18 protein-coding genes and 1 pseudogene are annotated in these 18,086 nt (G+C 60.4%); 2 read left to right on the forward strand and 17 right to left on the reverse strand.

The window, feature by feature from the left end; all coding sequences use genetic code 11:
- Positions 1–31: 31 nt before the first annotated feature.
- The 16 genes and pseudogenes from ACQRAX_RS06175 to ACQRAX_RS06250 all read right to left on the reverse strand — a co-directional run bounded on the left by ACQRAX_RS06175 (position 32) and on the right by ACQRAX_RS06250 (position 13,299).
- A complete protein-coding gene (locus ACQRAX_RS06175; protein ID WP_412037956.1) occupies positions 32–238 on the reverse strand; it encodes a tail protein X in 207 nt (68 codons plus the stop codon).
- Positions 213–1,058, reverse strand: a complete 846-nt coding sequence (locus ACQRAX_RS06180; protein WP_412037955.1) for a phage tail protein — start codon at positions 1,056–1,058, stop codon at positions 213–215. The genes ACQRAX_RS06175 and ACQRAX_RS06180 overlap by 26 nt, the downstream gene beginning before the upstream one ends.
- Before the next feature lie 9 nt (positions 1,059–1,067).
- On the reverse strand, positions 1,068–3,410 hold the full coding sequence (locus tag ACQRAX_RS06185) for a phage tail tape measure protein (protein ID WP_412037954.1): 2,343 nt from the start codon (positions 3,408–3,410) through the stop codon (positions 1,068–1,070).
- Between the two features lie 141 nt (positions 3,411–3,551).
- On the reverse strand, positions 3,552–3,854 hold the full coding sequence (locus ACQRAX_RS06190; RefSeq protein WP_045187798.1) for a phage tail assembly protein: 303 nt from the start codon (positions 3,852–3,854) through the stop codon (positions 3,552–3,554).
- 9 nt (positions 3,855–3,863) lie between these two features.
- A complete protein-coding gene (locus tag ACQRAX_RS06195; protein ID WP_045187800.1) occupies positions 3,864–4,373 on the reverse strand; it encodes a phage major tail tube protein in 510 nt (169 codons plus the stop codon).
- Positions 4,374–4,385: 12 nt separating this feature from the next.
- Positions 4,386–5,552 (reverse strand): phage tail sheath subtilisin-like domain-containing protein, encoded by a 1,167-nt coding sequence (locus ACQRAX_RS06200; RefSeq protein ID WP_412037953.1) that lies wholly within the window; start codon positions 5,550–5,552, stop codon positions 4,386–4,388.
- Between the two features lie 90 nt (positions 5,553–5,642).
- Positions 5,643–6,041, reverse strand: coding sequence for a phage tail assembly chaperone (locus ACQRAX_RS06205; protein ID WP_412037952.1), 399 nt, complete (start codon positions 6,039–6,041; stop codon positions 5,643–5,645).
- A gap of 1,691 nt (positions 6,042–7,732) precedes the next feature.
- Positions 7,733–8,581: pseudogene (locus tag ACQRAX_RS06210) on the reverse strand (phage tail protein); the annotation flags it as partial.
- Complete coding sequence (locus ACQRAX_RS06215) at positions 8,581–9,183, reverse strand: phage tail protein I (protein ID WP_412037951.1); 603 nt, start codon at positions 9,181–9,183, stop codon at positions 8,581–8,583. The pseudogene ACQRAX_RS06210 and the gene ACQRAX_RS06215, both read right to left, overlap by 1 nt.
- A 1-nt stretch (position 9,184) precedes the next feature.
- Complete coding sequence (locus ACQRAX_RS06220; RefSeq protein ID WP_412037950.1) at positions 9,185–10,066, reverse strand: baseplate J/gp47 family protein; 882 nt, start codon at positions 10,064–10,066, stop codon at positions 9,185–9,187.
- Positions 10,063–10,389, reverse strand: a complete 327-nt coding sequence (locus tag ACQRAX_RS06225) for a GPW/gp25 family protein (protein ID WP_412037949.1) — start codon at positions 10,387–10,389, stop codon at positions 10,063–10,065. The genes ACQRAX_RS06220 and ACQRAX_RS06225 overlap by 4 nt, the downstream gene beginning before the upstream one ends.
- Positions 10,390–10,393: 4 nt before the next feature.
- Entirely contained in the window at positions 10,394–10,591 is a 198-nt protein-coding gene (locus ACQRAX_RS06230) for a hypothetical protein (RefSeq protein WP_412037948.1), read from the reverse strand.
- 41 nt (positions 10,592–10,632) lie between these two features.
- Positions 10,633–11,193, reverse strand: coding sequence for a phage baseplate assembly protein V (locus ACQRAX_RS06235; protein WP_412037947.1), 561 nt, complete (start codon positions 11,191–11,193; stop codon positions 10,633–10,635).
- The gene (locus ACQRAX_RS06240; RefSeq protein ID WP_412037946.1) at positions 11,190–11,708 is read right to left on the reverse strand and encodes a hypothetical protein; all 519 of its coding nucleotides are present in this window, start codon (positions 11,706–11,708) and stop codon (positions 11,190–11,192) included. The genes ACQRAX_RS06235 and ACQRAX_RS06240 overlap by 4 nt, the downstream gene beginning before the upstream one ends.
- 2 nt (positions 11,709–11,710) lie before the next feature.
- Positions 11,711–12,076: a phage holin family protein gene (locus ACQRAX_RS06245; protein WP_045187818.1), complete on the reverse strand. Its 366-nt coding sequence runs from the start codon at positions 12,074–12,076 to the stop codon at positions 11,711–11,713.
- Between the two features lie 479 nt (positions 12,077–12,555).
- The gene (locus ACQRAX_RS06250; RefSeq protein WP_412037945.1) at positions 12,556–13,299 is read right to left on the reverse strand and encodes a LexA family transcriptional regulator; all 744 of its coding nucleotides are present in this window, start codon (positions 13,297–13,299) and stop codon (positions 12,556–12,558) included.
- 159 nt (positions 13,300–13,458) lie between these two features.
- Here ACQRAX_RS06250 and mutS point away from each other — a divergent pair, with 159 nt between their 5' ends.
- Positions 13,459–16,026 carry a DNA mismatch repair protein MutS gene (mutS, locus tag ACQRAX_RS06255; protein ID WP_412037944.1) on the forward strand — a complete coding sequence of 856 codons (2,568 nt, stop codon included), beginning with the start codon at positions 13,459–13,461 and terminating at the stop codon, positions 16,024–16,026.
- Between the two features lie 140 nt (positions 16,027–16,166).
- Positions 16,167–16,490 carry a ferredoxin FdxA gene (gene fdxA / locus ACQRAX_RS06260; RefSeq protein ID WP_412037943.1) on the forward strand — a complete coding sequence of 108 codons (324 nt, stop codon included), beginning with the start codon at positions 16,167–16,169 and terminating at the stop codon, positions 16,488–16,490.
- Between the two features lie 530 nt (positions 16,491–17,020).
- Here fdxA and rpoS read toward each other — a convergent pair.
- Positions 17,021–18,028 carry an RNA polymerase sigma factor RpoS gene (gene rpoS / locus ACQRAX_RS06265; protein ID WP_045189722.1) on the reverse strand — a complete coding sequence of 336 codons (1,008 nt, stop codon included), beginning with the start codon at positions 18,026–18,028 and terminating at the stop codon, positions 17,021–17,023.
- Positions 18,029–18,086: the final 58 nt, after the last annotated feature.

An 18,086-nucleotide genomic window follows, 5' to 3' on the forward strand; every position in this document is an offset into this window, starting at 1 on the left:
GGGGTCTGGTTGATACAGGTAATGGCGAGCGTCAATCCCACAACTGCACCATGGCTTCGGCCGCTGCCGGCAGATCTGGCAACAGAATCTGCACACCGGCGCGAAACGGCTGCACGTGCTCAGCCAGGCCCTGATTGGCGGCCAGCACCGCCTCGACACTGCCGTTCAGGTGCCCGTAGTAGTGCTGACACAAGGTGTCGAGCACGTCGCCATCAGCGGTTCTGCAGGTCATCGCCATAGCTCACAAACTCCAGTGAGAAACCTTGTTTACGGGGGATGCCACCGGCCAGCAGATTGCTCTGGTCTTCATCGACGCTGGTCAAACACCAGCGCCCCAGCACGTCACCGTAGCCGGTGGTCAATGTCAGCGGTTGAAGTTGTCGGCCGATACTACGCAAGGCCTGCAACTGCCCAAGCCCGCCCTTGAAACTCGGGAAGATCGCCCCCTTGATAGTGATCTTCTCATCGCCCAGGCCCACCGCCTGCTGTGCGCTACTGCGGGTCAGACGCTCCTGTCCCGCCCAACGGAAACTGGTTTGTCTGCGCAGTTCATCAAAGGCAGCCGTGTCGAGGTTGAAGTAATACGCGGGCGCCTCAGCCTTGAGCGGCTGGAGGATCAGCAGGTGCGCAAAGGGTTTGACCGCTTCGGCCGCCGGCGTTGCTTCGGGGGCGAAGCTGCTGGTCGGCAGAATATTGGCCAGGCTGGGGCTGATCCTGCCCGCCACCCGGTTGATCGCAGCGCTAACCCTGCCCACCTGAGTTTTCACCGTGGCGACACCATCGCGCACCTGCGCAACCACCGCTACGGCCTGATCGTATTTGGCCAAGACCTTGTCGACATGGGCTTGCGCCGTGTTGATGGCGCGCAGGCTACGTTGTAATTTCGCCCCGATCGCCGAACCGACAAAGGGCAAGCTCTCAAGCTCGGCGGCAGCACCGCGAAACTCGCCGATCGCGTCATTGACCGGCGCCAGCATCTCATCGGCACTGCGCCGCCCGGCTTCGCCTGCGGCCACCAGGGCGCCAAGCCCCGATTGCAGTTGATCCATGTAAGTCATGGCACCTCCTTAGACAACATGGGGAGCGTCGTACAGCTGACGGCTGGTAGCCTGACTGACAAGCCCATCGAACTCGCGGCGGACAATCGCACCCACTTCCTGCGCAAGCTGCAGAGGGTCGCTCAGCCCCCCCTGTACGGTGAATGGCATGTTCGGTGCGAAGGTGAATTGCTGGTTGATCTGGGGCGACGGTCCTCGATCCGGCGCATTCGCTGCGGCAAGGCTGGCCATGCCTGGCGGCGTTGCAGGCTGGACAGCCAAGGAGCGCACAACATCCCCTGGCCCCGAGGCCCCCAGTTGCAGATTTTCAGTGGGCTGGGCTGAGGTTTTGCCTGGATCGTCCGAACCAAACAGGCGTTTGCCCAGCCAACCGCCCAGGTCTTCACCGCCCATGCCGCCGACCATCGCGCCGATCACACCGCCAACGGCTGTACCCAATACCGGTACCACCGAACCCAATGCCGCACCTGCGGCCGCACCGGCCAAGGCACCGCCAAAGCCGCCAGCGGCAGCACCGTAACCTTCGGCCTTTGCTTCGACGGTGCGCGCGTTTCGGTAAGTGTCGACAACCCCGAGACCGGCGCCGATCAGGTTCCCGCCTGGCACTCGCTTGAGCAGCCCACCGAACTTGCTTGCACCACTGGCCAGACGCGCAACACCTCCGCCACCCCCCGGTGTTGACGCGGGAGCAGGTGCGGTCCGAACGGATGAAGCGTTGCGTCGTGCATTACGCGTATTGCCCTGACGACGCCGTGAGGTACGTCGTCCTCCGGGGCTACCTGGCCCAGCGCCGCCACCGGTAAAGTCACCGGCATTGACCACGAACACCTGCAACGGCTCGGTTCCCATACCCGCACCTTGCGGACTGTCCTCACCACCAAAACCCAGCACCTTGAGACCGATATTCATCAACCTCGACACCTTGCCTGGCTTGGCACCGGGCTGGTCTTTCGCTGTGGCCTCCTTGAACAAACCGCGACCGACGTTCAGCCCCCCCCTGCCCATCTGCACCACACCGGCAACCGCCGTCACTGCAGAAATAGCTGCGCCGACTGCGGCAATGCCGAGCACCAGTGGCTGGGCTTTGTCAGTCAATGTGGTGAAGGCTTGGGCGACGAAGGTGATGACCTTGGCCGTGTTGTCGGTCAGCGGCCGGACAGCGTCCCCCATACTGCGCATCGATTCGTCGATCGCCTGGTAGGCCTCGTTCCAGATTTGCACCGATGTTTCTCGGCGCGCTAGCAGGTCGTTGTCGAGCCCCCCCTTGGCCTTTGGCGCAATGTCCCGATATTGCGTGTACAGCGCTTGGTTCGGGGCAAAGGCCATCAAGGCGGCGCTGATCTGCTCCGGCACGTCGAACTGCGCCTGGGCCTTCTGCGGATCAGCTTCCTTACTGATCTGCGCGCTGGCGAGACTCGATAACCAGCTACCCAGATTACTCGCCGCTTGATCGGAGCTGCCTGTGGCGCGGCGTTGCACCTGCAACATCGCCCCCACCTGACTGACGGCACTCAGGCCAGTGCTACCCAGGCCACCCATTTTTTCCAGTAACGGTGCCAACGACGTTGCCAGATCGGGCGCTGCAAAGCCTCCAGCCTTGGTCTGCGCTGCGATCATCTCCAAAGCGCTTTCCATGACTTTGGGATCGGTGATCTTGGCGTTCGCCTGCAATGCATTGATGATGCTCGCGGTGTCGGCGCCACTAGCCCCCTGACCGACAGCAAATTTCGCTGCCAGCGGAGCGTAGGCCAGCGCCGTGTCTGCTTTCATGCCGCCATCAACCAGGTTTCGGACCATGTTGGCCACGTCGTTACGTGCCATCCCGGTCGTTTGCGAAGTGCTGATGAAGCTGCGAGCCATCTGCTTTTCCTGTGGCTCGCCAGCCACCCCGGCCTTGATCGCAATATCGCGGACGATGCTCTGAAAGTCCGCACTGATCATTGCCGGTATCGCGATGGCCTTAAAACCGGTGACCGCACGGCCAAGACCAGCCTTGCCGTCGGCAAACTGCTGCCGGCCTTTGGCTTGCAGTTCGCTGCCTTCGAGCGCACGACCCAGCGCCTGGTACTGTTCGCGCAACTTGCGGACATCGACGCCTTGACTACGCAGGCTATTACGCGCCTTGTCCAGCGAACTTTGCAGGGCTGAAGCAGCGCTTGAACCACTTCTCTGCGCAGCCCTGACGGCCTCGTCCAGGCGTATGACATCACCGATGGCATTCTTCAGTGCCTGGGGTTGATTTCCCTCCTGTTGCACTTGTTTGATTCGGTCTTCGAGCGTATTGAATACGGCACCTACCGTCGGTTTGACGGCGGCACCGATCACCCGCTCAACAGCCAGTTTGCTCGCCATCTGCCCCCCCTTTTGCATGGGCTCTCGGCTCAGTCCGTGAGCCACCAGACCATGTCGCTGTACGACATGGTCATGATCTCGGCGGCGGCAAAGTTCAGCTCTTTGGCGAGCCGTCTTGCCGCCGCTTTCTGCAGCCGGGGATCAAAGTTCGTCGTCTTGCACCAGACGAAAATAGCCCGCCTGCAAGCGGCCATAGTCCTTCAGCGACAGGCCTTCCAAGTCCTTGACTCCGACTTCGGCCAGGGAAGCGAAGAGGTTGAGCTCGCGCTGTTCGTCATCACCACTGGCCGCTGACTGCGCGGTGCGAATGTCGCGCACAGTGGGTGCGCGCATCGACAGATTGTCGACCTGCAGGCCGTTGGCCTCGCTGGGCTTGCTCAGATGGACGACCACGCGCTCGGCGCTGACAGTCAACCAGCTTGGCGTTTTCGCAGTTTGTGTCATGACTGCTCCTTACAGGCCCAGGGCCGAACGTTGGGCGGCGAGCTGGTCGACGCCGTTGATGACCCGCTTCATACCCAGCGGATCGATTTCGTAGACCACGCGGCCGTCGACTTCGAGCTTGTAGTAGGTCACCGCGACGTTGTGCTTGATCTCGGCCTTGTCGCCGGGTTTCCAGTCGCCCATGTCGACTTCCTTCAGGGCGCCACGCAGCGTAACGATGACTGGGGTGATTTGGCCCTTGAGGCCTTTGAAAGCGCCGCGGAAGGTGCCGTTGAAAGCTGAACCGTCGGCCAGGCCGAAGAACTTCAGCGACTCGCGACGCACACCGGTGGTCACGAAGCCGGCTTCCTGCTTCTCCATGCCCTGATCGATCTCGATCGGCATGTCCATGCCGCCGGCACGGTGCTCCTCCATCTTCAGGGTGAGTTTCGGCAGGGTCAGGCTGGGGACGTCACCTTGAAAGCTGACGCCATCGACGAACAGGTTCAGGTTGGCCAGGGTTTCGGGAATCATTGCCATGGTTATTGCTCCTTAAGCGGCTTGGTCGAGGACTTCGGTCAACCACTGGTTGGTGACCTCGACACGGAAATTCGGGTTCTCGGCAGGCGGCACGTCGGTGAAACGGATGTTCCAGTAGACCTTGCCCTGCTCCAGCTGGCTGGCGGTGTTCAACTCAGGGTCGGCGAACACCTCGAAATTGATGATTGCGCCCTGGGCCTTGAGATCACGCATGAACGCCTGCAGGCCTTCGGTGACATCACTGACGTAGGTGGCGGTGATCGAACGGTCGACCGCCCACTTGTGGCCGTAGAGGATCGCGTCCATGACGATATCCATGGTCCGCACGCGGGTGACGAAAGCCCATTTCGGATCGCTGCTCAGGGTGCGGTTGCCCCACAGGCGGTAGCCGTCGTCGCGAATGATCGTGGTGATGTTGGCGTTGTTGAGCAGATTGGCCCGGCAGGTTTCGTCGCCGTCCAGGTACTCGATGGCACGGCCGGTACCGGTAATACCGACAAACTCCTTGTTCGACGGCGAGGCCCAGAAGCCGTACTCGCTGTCGGTGTAGGCGAACAGACCAGCGACCCAGGCCGAGGCCGGTGCATCAATCGTGGCACTGGCCTCGGTGTCCCAATACTTGACCCCCGGATCGACCATAAACGCACGCTTGGCACCAAAGTTCTCGGCGTAGGCGATAGCGGCTTCGTCGGTGCTATTGGGGCCGTCGATGATGGCCAGGCCGCGCAGCTTGTCGGCCAGAGCCACCAGGGCGGTGCCGACTGCCTGGATGGCGCTGTGCTTAGGCGTCACCAGCAACCGTGGCTGGGCGTTGAAACGGCTTTTACCGTCGAGCAGCGCCTGCAGGCCGGTGCGAGTGCCGTCGGCCAATACACCGCCGATGATCGCCGAAGTTTGCTCGGCGGCATCGTCAAGCTTGGCCACGCCGCAGGCGACAATCACCGCCTTGGCGCGCATGTAGATGGCCTTACAGGCCTTGGTGATCGCCGAGTCAGCGCCGAAGGCCGCCACCGCTTCGCGCTCGCTGGTGATCAACACCAGGTCGTTGGCCTTGGCGCTGGCGCCTGGGCCGGGGGCGAAGGTGTCGACCAGACCGATGATCGAGGACGACGGCAGTGCGATGGTGCGTGCGCCGGTGTCGACGTTGGTGACAGTAACGCCGTGGAAGAATCCACTCATAGATAAATCTCCAGAAATGCGAAAGCCCCGCGGTGCGGGGCCTTTGATGGGTTTGTTACGGGTAAGAAAAAGCCCCGGCGGTGCGGGGCTTTATTGGGTAAACAAGTCAATCCAGTCGGGGGCCGATGGCCGCTGCTGCGAATCAGGGAATGCCTCCGCTTGTGGCCAGTCGCGCAGCGCCTGCAGGTAAGCTAGGAACTCGACAAACTGCTCGTTGCTGAGCGTGGTGGGCCGACCTAAGTCCTGTTCGTCGCGGTGCCGTTCGCGCAGCCACTGGCGAGCCGACAACTCGCCGTCGCGCCACTGGCGCTCAGCGTTGCTGCGCTCTTCCAACGCTTCAACTTTCGCGGCGTAGGTGCCATTTTCAAACAACCATCCGGGCAGAACTTGTGCCGGGCAAGGCCGCCATTTCAGGTCGGGGTGAAAGCGCCCCTCGGGATCAACATTCGTCACTTCCATGACGATGCCGTCTTCTACTCGTGCCCACATTGTTATCACCACTGAATAAGTACAGTCCCAGTGCCACCGGCACCGCCGTTATAGCCATAAGTAGCGCCAGACCCACCGCCACCAGTGCCACCCGCAGAGCCCGGCTGGTTGGCTTGTGGAGAGCGCGCACCAGCCCCGCCACCGGAGCCACCCCAGTGCCCATAGCTGACGTGACCGACACCGGTACCCGTATTGAGGTCCCCACCAGAACCAACGCCTCCAGGTCCCGGTCCATTAGCGACGGAGTTGCCTACACCCATGCCGCCAGTCCCGCCAGTCGCAGAGAGAAACGCTCCGAACGATGAGGTACCACCGGTTTCACCCGAACCGCCAGCCACCGTAGCACCGGCACCGCCTTCGCCGACGGTAACCGCCACAGAAGTCATGCCGGTAAGGTCAACCAACTTCTGCGCCAGGCCGCCGCCGCCGCCCCCACCGGACCCTATATTGGCTGTACCGGAACGCCCGCCACCGCCACCGCCACCGATCACAGTCACCCAGGCTTTTTTCACGCCTACAGGAACATGCCATGTGAAAACACCAGCTGTTCTGTAACTCTGCGTTCCTGCGAAAGGGGCATGATCGCGTGTCGTTATCTCAGTCCAAGTTGGCTGGACACCTGCAGTAACTTTGACGCCGACATAAATTCGCGCTTCCGTGTAGGCGTTGATGATTGCCAAGAATGTCTTGTAGCCAGAATTGGTGAACCCACCACCAACAAAAACAGACATGGACGTATTGCCGCTATTCGGCGGTCCGCCGATAGAAGCCTGTGCATTACCCGACGAAAAGGCCCGATACAGTCCTGGCCGAATATCATCTGAGAAGTTGGTGATCAGCGGTTGATCTACCGCCGCTGCCCCAACTCCCCAAGAGCCGGTGGTCAGCATCGCGCCCGCTGTCACGTCCAAAGGATCAGTTTGCTTTGGTGCGTTCTGACTGGTCCATATTTCCGCCCATTTGGTCCAGACACCATTGGCATTCCGTGTACGCACACAAGTAACCGGAGCAATGGCATTGACCAGCGAATCCCATATTTGGGTTGCCATGTTGCTGCTGCCACGCTCCATATGAAACACGGTGCCATTGGGAATCTGACCTACTCCCTGCGCGGGAGGGTAATCTGGCTTGGTTCCCGTGGTCGAAGCACCCACCATGAAAACGCCGGTTTCTACTAGCTCATCAATGCTGCCGGTGTAGTTAAACGCCGATGCACCCAACCCAAACCGCGCCAAGATTGCCCGAACCGTGGCTGCGTTGGCTATTTTCGTACTGATATCAGTTCCCGTAAGCGTTGGCACCGTTGGCGCCCCCGTCAATGCTGGGCTTGCCAAGGGGGCCTTGAGCGCCAGCGCATTGGTCATCGTAGTGGCGAAGTTCGGGTCATCGCCCAGCGCAGCAGCCAGTTCGTTGAGCGTGTCCAGGGCGCCGGGTGATGAAGCCACCAGGGTGGCGATAGCGGCCTGCACAAATGCCGTGTTCGCTAGCTGGGCAGTATTGGTACCGACAGCCGCCGTTGGTGCCGTAGGGCTCCCGGTCAGCGTGGGGCTGGCCAAGTTCGCCTTGAGGGCAAGCGCCTGATCAATCTGAGTCTTGGTGTACACATCGGTCAGGCCATAGCCAGCCACCGTGGTCGGGTTCGTCGCGGCAACCACGCGGCCATAGGTATCGACCGTCACGCTGCGGAAGGTACCTGCAGTCACGCTGGTACGACCGAACGCCATTTCAAAGGCCAGCGCCGATACCCCCAAGGTAATCGGTGCATCGGTCACCAACTGCCAGGCACTGTCACCATTGACCGTACCGCGCTCGACTTGCACCAGTAGGCCGGGCGTTACCTTGGCGCTGCTATCCGCGTCATTGCAACGCGCCCAGGGCCCGCCAGCCACGACCAGGTAAAAGCCGTTATCCTTGGCGGCAGCCTGATTCTTCACCAGCACCCGCGCCCCGGCTACCAGGGCCACACCATCAACCGTCTGCAGGCCGCTCAGTGCGATGTTGCCGGTGGTGGCAGCAAGCACCGAGTGCTTGAAGTCTTGCCGCGCCAGTTCCTCAGTTACCCACTCACGGGTGGCCAGTACGACGCTGGGGTCAATCTTGAGCTGCACATTGCTGGAACTGCTCACCACCAAGTTCATGCGCACCACCTGGGTACGACCTGAGCCCTGATTGAGCAACGGCTTGTAAGTCGGCGCACAGTTGGCCACCGCCACCAAATCGCCGTCGGCATCGTATAGGCCTACCTCACGAATCCAGCGCCCGCCAATCTCGGCCGGAATCACCTGCTCGGCGACGATGACTGAATTGTCCTTATCGTCGACCTTCAATTGATTCAACGGTGCGCGCCGCCATTCGTTGAGCAGGTTGGTCCAGCTCGCGTCAGGCTGAGGCAGCGACGGATTGTCCAAGCCGCCCGGGTTGCCATCACCGACGGCCATTTGTGTAATTTTCCAAGGGATACCCAACGCATCGGCGTTGGCCTGTTTCGCGGCGCCCACATTGGTGAGGATCGCGTAGAACTGAGATGTCTGGTCGACCATTAGTAGATGTCCATATAGTCAATGCTGTGCTCTCGTCCACCACGCCCAATGCGTCCGGTCGCCACGATGTCCATGGCGGCTGGCGGGTAGATGTCGAGGGTGTCGCCGTCTTCGATTGAGCTGGCGATGTAAATGGCACCGGCGGTTTCCAGGCTGATGGTCAGCCCGGTCATGTGGCGGCTGACGGGCCTGGCGTCGTCGATCAGCCACGTCAGCTCTTGGTAGGTTTCTTCACTGATCCCTGCGTCGGATACCCCTACCTTGAGGGCGAAGGTGCCCGGCACGCCCTGGGGCACGCTGTCGAACCATTCGATGACCTCAATGAGATAGCCGAACGGTTCCACCACCCGACGCAATGCACCGATGGTGCCCTTGTGCGCATGCACGTAGAACGCCGAGCGGATCATCGAGCGTTTGATAGTGTCCGGCCAGGTTTCGTCCCAGCGGTCCACCGACCAGGCCCAGGCCAGTTGATGCAGCAGGTGGGGCGGACAGGTGTCAGGGTTGTACAGCGCACGCAGGGGAATGTCGGTAGTTTCAACACCGGCGGCCTCGATGGCCTGTTCCAGGAGGGTGCTGTTGAGCGGGAGCAGGCTGGTCATGTCAGCTCCCCCGCATCACGCTGATGCCTTCGCACCAGGCAGCTTGCGCCTGGGTAGGGCTGATATCGGTCCAGTTGTTCAGATCGACCCGGCTGACGCCGTTGATGTGCAACTGGGCGTCCACTCCCGAGCGGGCCACTTCAACGCCCAGGCGCCGACGCGGGTTGATCCAGGCCTGCAAGCGACGCTTGCACTCGGCCAAGGTTGCCTCGATTTCCGGGCCACTGCCGCTCATGTGCACCACGGCGTCGATGCGGTAGCGCAGGATCTCGGCGCTTTGCACCGTGAGCCGATCACCAACGGGACGCACATCGTCATCGTTAAGTTTGAGACGTACCGTCTCCAATAGCGCTGCCCCGGCGCTGCCATTACCTTCCAGCGCCAGCACCGTAACCACCACCTGCGCAGGCGCAGGGCTTTGCGCGGTGGCGTCAGCCACCTGCCCGGAAGCATTGCGCGCATGCAGGATGTAACTGTTGCGTGGCCCGGCCGTGGTCAGGCCTTCGTAGACCAGCTGGATCCGCTCTCGCAGGGCATCGTCTTCTTCGAGTACCTTGGGCGTCGGCGGCACACTGTTCAAGTTCTCAGCCTGCACCACCAAGCGTTGAAGTCGAACGTTGGCGGCGAGTTGATCAAGGTCCGTGCCTTGGGCGTAGGCCAACAGCAGCGCCTTGGCAGCATCGTTGACCCGCGCCCGGTTGAGCAGCTTGCGATAGGCGCCGACCTCCAGCAGTTTGCTGACCGGGTCGCTCTCCAGCACCGCGTCCCAGTTGTCGCCCATATACGACCGGAAGGTCGCCAGGTCTGCCTCGAAGAGTGTCTCGAAGTCGAGGTCTTCCAACACCTGTGGCGCAGGCAGCGCCGAAAGATCCACACTACTCATGCCGTTACCTCCAGGCTCTGGCTGTTGCCCAGGTACTGTCCGCTCAGTTGCAAGGTGATTTGCCCCGCCACCACCGCCACCACCCGCACGCGCTCAAGTTTCAGGCGCGGTTCCCAACGCCCCAGCGAGCGTGCCACCTCGGCTTGCACCGCGCTTTTCCAACCTTCGTTGACCGGCAGGTCGACAAAGCGGCGCAGCTTGCTGCCGTAGTCCGGGCGCATACGCCGGCTGCCAAGCGGGGTGGTGAGGATGTCTTCAATGGACTGGCGCACATGGGCGAGGCCAGATAGCGGCTGGCCGCTCCGGCGATCCATTCCGATCATCGCGCTACTCCTGCGGTTTGAGCTGCGGATGCTCCTGCAGGTAAGCCAGGGCGATGGCATCGTCGGCCTGGGCAGTGACCTGCCCGCGGCTGACGAGCAACGCGCGGGCATCCGGCAGGATCAACACGCGGGAGGTATAGAGGGTGTCGCGAAACACCACGGCAGTGGATGCTTGGGTGTTGCTCTTTTTAGCAGTAGCCATGTTTGCTCCAGGCGAAAAAAAGCCCGCGGCGCGGGCTGGTTTCAATGGTTGTGGTTGGCGGTGTTGCCACCGGTATCGATGATCTTGCCGCCACCGAGAATGTCGCCGCTGACCTGCAACGGGCCGTTGATCTGCACTGCACCCGTCAAGGTAATGTTGGCGGCTTTGAGATCGATGGCCTGATCACTGACCAACAGCGAACTACCACCGACCTTGACGCTGACGGTGCCAGTGGGCAATTCGATGCTGTAGCTGCGAGCCTGCCAGTCGTAAGTCAGTGAGCCACCGTCGTCGAAGCGCCAGACCTCGACATGCTCGCGGTTGTCTGGCGGTGCGCCGGCATTGCCATACAGGCCCGGCACAAAAGTGCCTTGCGCAGGCTCGCCGCTCGGGCTGATCAGTACACCCTGCTCGTCCACACTGGGTACACGCCAGTGCCGGGCCTTGCCTGCGGCCTGGCTGTGCCAGCGCAGCCAGGCGCTGGTCCAGCCGGCACCGTCGGAAACCCGCACGCGGGCGGCGGCAAGATCAACGGCGACTACCCGGCAAGGAATGACCAGGCCGGCGAGCATGCGGTCATGCATGGCGCTGGCGTAACTCATGGGAGTTCCTCCGGCGTCTGATAGCCGCCTTCATGACCAGGACCGGTGTCGGGGCTGAAGGCAAAGGCAATCGGACCGGGCTCATCCGGCCATGGCCATTGTGGGTCGCCCAAGTGCAGGGTTTGCTCCCATTGCACTACCCAGCTGACGGGGTGGAGGGCACCAGGTGCGGCTTGAAGCGGTAGCGCCTGAACATGTTTCGCCTCTTCGACGAAGTCCAGGTCCCAGAACTGTTTGCGCAGCAGCACCGTCAACTGAGTCGCCAATGTCGCTGCCTGCAACGATGCCTGGGCAAGGCTGGCATCGACCAGGATGCGCGCTTCGATGATTGCCACAATGCACGAGCGACCATCACCTGGGTCAACTCCAGGCTTAAGACCGGCAATGGAATGGAACAGCGCAGGCAATGCCGTATCCTGAGCCGCCATTGCATAGGCATCCACGATTTGCAATTGAGGCATGGTGGATTTGATCGTCGCGGTGATGGCCTCGTGCAAGGTCTGCAATTCGTTCACGTTCACTCCTCCCGATTTCCCACATGCGCATCAACGGCCTTCCCCGCCTGCGGTTGCTCCAGCCCCAATCGTTTCGCCGCCCAGCGCTCATAAAGGCCGATGGCAACATCCGCGCCAGCCATCGCGGTAAGGCAGCCGAAAGCGCTGGCGGTCCAGATTGACAAGCCGCTGGCATACAGCAGCATCACGGTCGAGACACCACATACCATGCAAGCGCCCGAGCGCAGTACCAGCCGTCGAACCAGCGCCCACCCGTAAGTGCCTGCCTTGTCCGCCCGCCACATCTCGCCAGACACACCGCCTAGCAATGCCAGGACGATCACCAACCAGATCGGTATTTCCAGCAACGTCTGTTGTTCATGTGTCACTGTCCTGTCTCCTTGTTTGTTAGCTCCTTAGCCTTAAGGCCACGGAGCGTTGTTCTACTGTTCAAGCGCCGATCACTCGGCATTCCAAAAAGCCCGGCCTCCCCAGGCTTTTCAGTAATGCGTTGTCGAACCGCCCGCCACGACTGGTGCGCTGGGCGACTCCGCGTCTAATTGTTCCTCCGACCGCGGCCACCTGCCCGCCGGATAACTGCTTGTGGTGCTTTACGCTGCACACCCGGGCCAGTTGCCAACCCTCTGAACAGTTCAGGCCTGTTCATCGCTGCCTTTGTCGCTGCCGGTGTCGACCGGCTTGAGACAAATATTATGCATTGATGCATATGCAGTCAATGCATTTATGGAAATATTTATGCATGAGAATTTGCACCTGTGCATGTAGGCCTTGTCTGGTATGGGTTAGTAAGGTTTTGCGGAGACGAAAAAAAACCCGCCGAAGCGGGTTTTCTTGCAGAGCAGGTGGATCAGCGTGCGTACATGCCCCACCAGAATACATGGCCAAGGATGCTGATCTGCTCTTCCTGCATCTGCTGGAAGCTGTAGTCTTCATCCGGGTGCTCGTCACGGTTGAAGCTGCGCAGGCGAATGCCGGTAGGCAAGCGATAGAGTTGTTTCACCCGCAGTTGGCCATTGTGGTTGATCGCGTAGAGGTCGCCATCGACGATATCGCCAATGCCACTTTTACCGGCATTGACGCCCACCGTGGCACCATCGCGCAGCACCGGCAACATACTGTTGCCACGCACCGTGACACACTTGGCCTGGTCGAACTGCACGCCATTGTGGCGCAGGCTGCGCTTGCCGAAGCGCAGGCTGGCTTTCTCGCTTTCTTCGATGACAAATCGTCCTGATCCTGCTGCCAACTCGACCTCGCGAAGAAACGGAATGGACACCTCGTCGTCCTCGACGGGTGTGTCGTCATCCCACAGGCTGATATCACGCAACTCGGCATGACTGCGCGCGGGTGCCGCTTCACGGCTTTCGCCAAGTTCAACGCGACCACGCAGTTGATCGGTGCTCACGCCGAAATACTCGGCGATCTTCGACACATGCTTATCGGAAGGATCGACGATCTTCTCGCTGAGAATGCGCGACAGGGTTGATTGCGGCACGCCGGTACGCCGGTGCAGCTCCGTGGGGGAGATACCGTGGCGGTCGAGCAATGCTCTTAAGACGGATGCTACGTTGCGTTTTTGCATAACGTGCATAATGCAACCGGTTTGGCCCAATTGCAATTGCCGATATGCACGAAAATGCAGGGACAAATGCACGCAGCAGCGCGCTTGGCCTCGGCATCGCAGGCAAAATCCCTGTACCATTGCCCGCTTGCCTTTGGTCTAAACGACACTGCGAGCCAAGTTTCTGTAATGAGCGATCTTTCCGCACACACCCCGATGATGCAACAGTACTGGCGGCTGAAAAACCAGCACCCAGATCAACTGATGTTCTACCGCATGGGCGACTTCTACGAGATCTTCTATGAAGACGCGAAGAAGGCCGCAAAACTCCTGGACATCACCCTGACGGCCCGTGGGCAGTCGGCTGGCCAGTCGATTCCCATGTGCGGCATCCCCTTCCATGCGGCCGAAGGTTACCTGGCCAAGCTGGTGAAGCTGGGTGAGTCGGTGGTGATCTGCGAACAGATCGGCGACCCGGCCACCAGCAAGGGCCCGGTGGAGCGCCAGGTGGTGCGGATCATCACCCCCGGCACAGTCAGTGACGAAGCGCTGCTCGATGAGCGCCGCGACAACCTGATCGCCGCGGTGCTGGGTGACGAACGCCTGTTCGGCCTGGCCGTGCTGGATATCACCAGCGGCAACTTCACCGTGCTGGAGATCAAAGGCTGGGAAAACCTGCTGGCCGAACTTGAGCGCATCAACCCGGTGGAGCTGTTGATCCCGGACGACTGGCCACAAGGCCTGCCGGCCGAGAAGCGCCGTGGTGCCCGTCGCCGTGCGCCGTGGGATTTCGATCGTGACTCGGCGCGCAAGAGCCTTTGCCAGCAGTTTGCAACCCAGGACCTCAAAGGCTTTGGCTGCGAAAAGCTGACCTTGGCCATTGGCGCCGCCGGTTGTCTGCTCGGTTACGCCAAGGAAACCCAGCGCACGGCTCTGCCGCATTTGCGCAGCCTCAAGCATGAACGCCTGGACGATACCGTGGTGCTCGACGGCGCCAGCCGTCGCAACCTCGAACTGGACGTGAACCTCGCTGGTGGTCGCGACAACACCCTGCAATCGGTTATCGATCGCTGCCAGACCGCCATGGGCAGCCGCTTGCTGACCCGCTGGCTGAACCGTCCGCTGCGCGATCTGAAAGTCTTGCAAGCACGCCAAGGCTCAATTCGCTGCCTGCTCGACAGTTACCGCTTTGAAAAGCTGCAGCCGCAGCTCAAGGAAATTGGTGACATCGAGCGGATCCTCGCCCGGATCGGTTTGCGTAACGCCCGCCCTCGTGACCTGGCCCGCCTGCGCGATGCCCTCGGTGCCTTGCCCGAGCTGCAGAACGCCATGGCCGAGCTGGAAGCGCCACACCTGGCGCTGCTGGCGGCCATCGCCGGCACCTACCCGGAACTGGCTGACCTGCTGCAAAAAGCCATCGTTGATAACCCGCCTGCGGTGATCCGCGATGGCGGTGTGCTCAAGACCGGCTACGACAGTGAACTGGATGAACTGCTGGCGATGAGCGAGAACGCCGGCCAGTTCCTGATCGACCTCGAAGCACGGGAAAAAGCCCGCACTGGCCTGGCCAACCTCAAGGTTGGCTACAACCGTGTGCACGGCTACTTCATTGAGCTGCCGAGTAAACAGGCCGAGCAGGCGCCAGCGGACTATATTCGCCGCCAGACCCTCAAAGGTGCCGAGCGTTTTATCACCCCGGAGCTGAAGACCTTCGAAGACAAGGCGCTTTCGGCCAAGAGCCGCGCCCTCGCCCGCGAGAAGATGCTCTACGACGCGCTGCTGGAAACCCTGATCGGCCACTTGGCACCGTTGCAAGACACCGCCGCCGCTCTGGCCGAACTGGATGTGCTGAGCAACCTCGCCGAGCGCGCGCTGAATCTGGACCTGAACTGCCCGTCCTTTGTCGACGAGCCGTGCATGCGCATCAGCCAGGGTCGCCACCCGGTGGTCGAGCAAGTGTTGACCACACCGTTCGTGGCCAACGACCTGGCGCTGGACGACAACACCCGCATGCTGGTGATCACCGGCCCGAACATGGGCGGTAAATCCACTTACATGCGCCAGACTGCACTGATCGTGTTGATGGCGCATATCGGCAGCTTCGTACCGGCAGCTAGCTGCGAACTGTCACTGGTCGACCGGATTTTCACCCGTATCGGTTCCAGCGACGACCTGGCCGGCGGGCGCTCGACCTTCATGGTCGAGATGAGCGAAACCGCCAACATCTTGCACAACGCTACCGAGCGTAGCCTGGTGCTGATGGACGAAGTCGGCCGCGGCACCAGTACCTTCGACGGCCTGTCCCTGGCCTGGGCGGCAGCTGAGCGTCTGGCGCAACTGCGTGCCTACACCCTGTTCGCCACCCACTATTTCGAACTGACAGTGCTGCCGGAGAGCGAGCCGCTGGTGGCCAACGTCCACCTCAACGCCACCGAGCACAACGAGCGCATCGTGTTCCTCCACCATGTGCTGCCGGGGCCTGCCAGCCAGAGCTACGGCCTGGCCGTGGCACAGCTGGCCGGGGTACCGACGCCGGTGATCCAGCGCGCGCGTGAACACCTGGGCCGCCTGGAAACTGCCAGCCTGCCCCACGAAATGCCTGTGCAGCCCAAAGGTGCAGCCGATGTACCGCACCAAAGCGACCTGTTTGCCAGCCTGCCTCACCCGGCCATAGAGAAGCTCGGGAAGCTCGACCTGGACAATATGACGCCGCGTCAAGCTATCGAAATGCTCTATACACTAAAGACTCTGTTATAACGCGAGCCCACACAAGCTGATAGAATCCCGCGCGGTTTGGTGCTGCTGCAGATTACTAGCCTGGTCTGCAGCCGAACGACCAAACCGAGCGACCCTGTCTGGAAGGGTATCGCTGCCGTCGCCTGAGGAGAGAATTAGAAATGACCTTCGTCGTCACCGACAACTGCATCAAGTGCAAGTACACCGACTGCGTAGAAGTGTGTCCGGTGGACTGCTTTTACGAAGGCCCGAACTTCCTGGTCATTCACCCGGATGAGTGCATCGACTGTGCGCTGTGCGAGCCTGAATGCCCTGCCGTCGCCATTTTCTCGGAAGATGAAGTGCCAAGCGGCATGGAAAACTTCATCGAGCTCAATGCCGAGCTGGCGGAAATCTGGCCGAACATCACGGAAAAGAAAGACTCGCTGCCCGACGCCGCAGAGTGGGATGGCAAGCCAGGCAAGCTCGCCGATCTGGAGCGCTAAGCGCCAGGATCAAAAAAAGGCCCTTCAAGGGCCTTTTTTCATGTTTATTGCGGGCAAAAAAAGGGGCGGTTTGACCCGCCCACATTTTTTCCGTAGTCCCTGCGTTCCCTTTCATCATCCTGATGAATCGCATCCTGCGATGTCCCTGAACCCTCATCCTTGAAGGCCTGTGTCAGTCCGTAGACACAATTCAGATAGTAGCGCTCGCAGAATTTCCAGCAATAGGCCAAAGCTCTCAAAAAGCTGCAGAAACCATACTGAAACAAACAATAAATTCGTTATATATCAAATAGATAAACAAAGACGCACATTGAAAACGACAACAATTTACTAACGCCTACCGCAATGGCTTACACAACAAGTAAGCGAAGTCTTACACGGAAAAGAACTGAATCATCGCTCGCTGGGACAGCAGACTAAATCTGTATGTTTCCCCAGTAACGATAGGAAATATCCGCCTTAGTGCTCTGCGCCCTGCACAAACAAAAACGCCTCGATCATGTCGAGGCGTTCTTTGCTGCAAGCAATGCTTACTGGAACAGCGACTCACTGGACAAGCCATTCTTCTCGAGGATCTCACGCAGACGCTTGAGGCCTTCGACCTGGATCTGACGAACCCGCTCACGGGTCAGGCCAATTTCCAGTCCCACATCTTCCAAGGTGCTGCTTTCATGCCCACGCAGGCCGAACCGACGAATGACCACTTCACGTTGCTTGTCGGTCAGCTCACTCAACCATTGGTCAATGCTTTGCGACAAGTCATCATCCTGCAGCAGCTCACAAGGGTCGGTGGGACGATCATCGGTCAGGGTATCGAGCAGCGTTTTATCGGAGTCTGGGCCCAGGGACACATCCACCGACGACACCCGCTCGTTCAGCCCGAGCATGCGCTTGACTTCGCCCACCGGCTTTTCCAAAAGGCTGGCGATCTCTTCCGGGGACGGTTCGTGATCGAGCTTCTGGGTCAGTTCGCGCGCTGCACGCAGGTAAACGTTCAGCTCCTTGACCACGTGAATGGGCAAGCGAATGGTACGGGTCTGGTTCATGATCGCCCGTTCGATGGTTTGCCGAATCCACCAGGTGGCGTAGGTAGAGAAACGGAAACCGCGTTCAGGGTCGAACTTCTCGACCGCCCGAATCAACCCCAGGTTGCCCTCTTCAATCAGGTCCAACAACGACAGCCCGCGATTGACATAACGCCGGGCGATTTTCACCACCAGACGCAAGTTACTTTCGATCATGCGCTTGCGTCCCGCCGGATCGCCACTTTGCGACAGCCGCGCAAAATGAACCTCTTCCTCTGGCGAGAGCAAAGGCGAAAAGCCGATTTCATTGAGGTACAACTGGGTTGCATCAAGTGCCCGAGTATAATCGATATACTTGTGCTGCTTGAGCGTAGAGCCTTGTTTAGCCCTGGTCCGAACCGTAGATACAGCAGGTTCGTCTGACACCGCATCCGTTTCCAAAACGATGCCGGTCTCCATCAGGAGAACCTCATCGTCGATGTCAAACTCCGGCACTTCTTTACTGAGAGCCATTGTTATAGTCCTTTGCTGAGTTCGAACTCAGACTCAAGCCTCGCCAATATCCCTGGCA

The organism is Pseudomonas sp. UM16 (assembly GCF_050312595.1).
GTDB lineage: Bacteria > Pseudomonadota > Gammaproteobacteria > Pseudomonadales > Pseudomonadaceae > Aquipseudomonas.

Excerpts from the sequence above, each read along its gene's own strand:
- ACQRAX_RS06235 (WP_412037947.1), bottom strand. The coding sequence starts at position 11,193 with ATGAGTTACGCCAGCGCCATGCATGACCGCATGCTCGCCGGCCTGGTC.
- ACQRAX_RS06180 (WP_412037955.1), bottom strand. The coding sequence starts at position 1,058 with ATGACTTACATGGATCAACTGCAATCGGGGCTTGGCGCCCTGGTGGCC.
- ACQRAX_RS06185 (WP_412037954.1), bottom strand. The coding sequence starts at position 3,410 with ATGGCGAGCAAACTGGCTGTTGAGCGGGTGATCGGTGCCGCCGTCAAA.
- ACQRAX_RS06220 (WP_412037950.1), bottom strand. The coding sequence starts at position 10,066 with ATGAGTAGTGTGGATCTTTCGGCGCTGCCTGCGCCACAGGTGTTGGAA.
- ACQRAX_RS06190 (WP_045187798.1), bottom strand. The coding sequence starts at position 3,854 with ATGACACAAACTGCGAAAACGCCAAGCTGGTTGACTGTCAGCGCCGAG.
- ACQRAX_RS06175 (WP_412037956.1), bottom strand. The coding sequence starts at position 238 with ATGGCGATGACCTGCAGAACCGCTGATGGCGACGTGCTCGACACCTTG.
- fdxA (WP_412037943.1), top strand. The coding sequence starts at position 16,167 with ATGACCTTCGTCGTCACCGACAACTGCATCAAGTGCAAGTACACCGAC.
- ACQRAX_RS06215 (WP_412037951.1), bottom strand. The coding sequence starts at position 9,183 with ATGACCAGCCTGCTCCCGCTCAACAGCACCCTCCTGGAACAGGCCATC.
- rpoS (WP_045189722.1), bottom strand. The coding sequence starts at position 18,028 with ATGGCTCTCAGTAAAGAAGTGCCGGAGTTTGACATCGACGATGAGGTT.
- ACQRAX_RS06205 (WP_412037952.1), bottom strand. The coding sequence starts at position 6,041 with ATGTGGGCACGAGTAGAAGACGGCATCGTCATGGAAGTGACGAATGTT.
- mutS (WP_412037944.1), top strand. The coding sequence starts at position 13,459 with ATGAGCGATCTTTCCGCACACACCCCGATGATGCAACAGTACTGGCGG.
- ACQRAX_RS06250 (WP_412037945.1), bottom strand. The coding sequence starts at position 13,299 with ATGCACGTTATGCAAAAACGCAACGTAGCATCCGTCTTAAGAGCATTG.
- ACQRAX_RS06225 (WP_412037949.1), bottom strand. The coding sequence starts at position 10,389 with ATGATCGGAATGGATCGCCGGAGCGGCCAGCCGCTATCTGGCCTCGCC.
- ACQRAX_RS06195 (WP_045187800.1), bottom strand. The coding sequence starts at position 4,373 with ATGGCAATGATTCCCGAAACCCTGGCCAACCTGAACCTGTTCGTCGAT.
- ACQRAX_RS06200 (WP_412037953.1), bottom strand. The coding sequence starts at position 5,552 with ATGAGTGGATTCTTCCACGGCGTTACTGTCACCAACGTCGACACCGGC.
- ACQRAX_RS06230 (WP_412037948.1), bottom strand. The coding sequence starts at position 10,591 with ATGGCTACTGCTAAAAAGAGCAACACCCAAGCATCCACTGCCGTGGTG.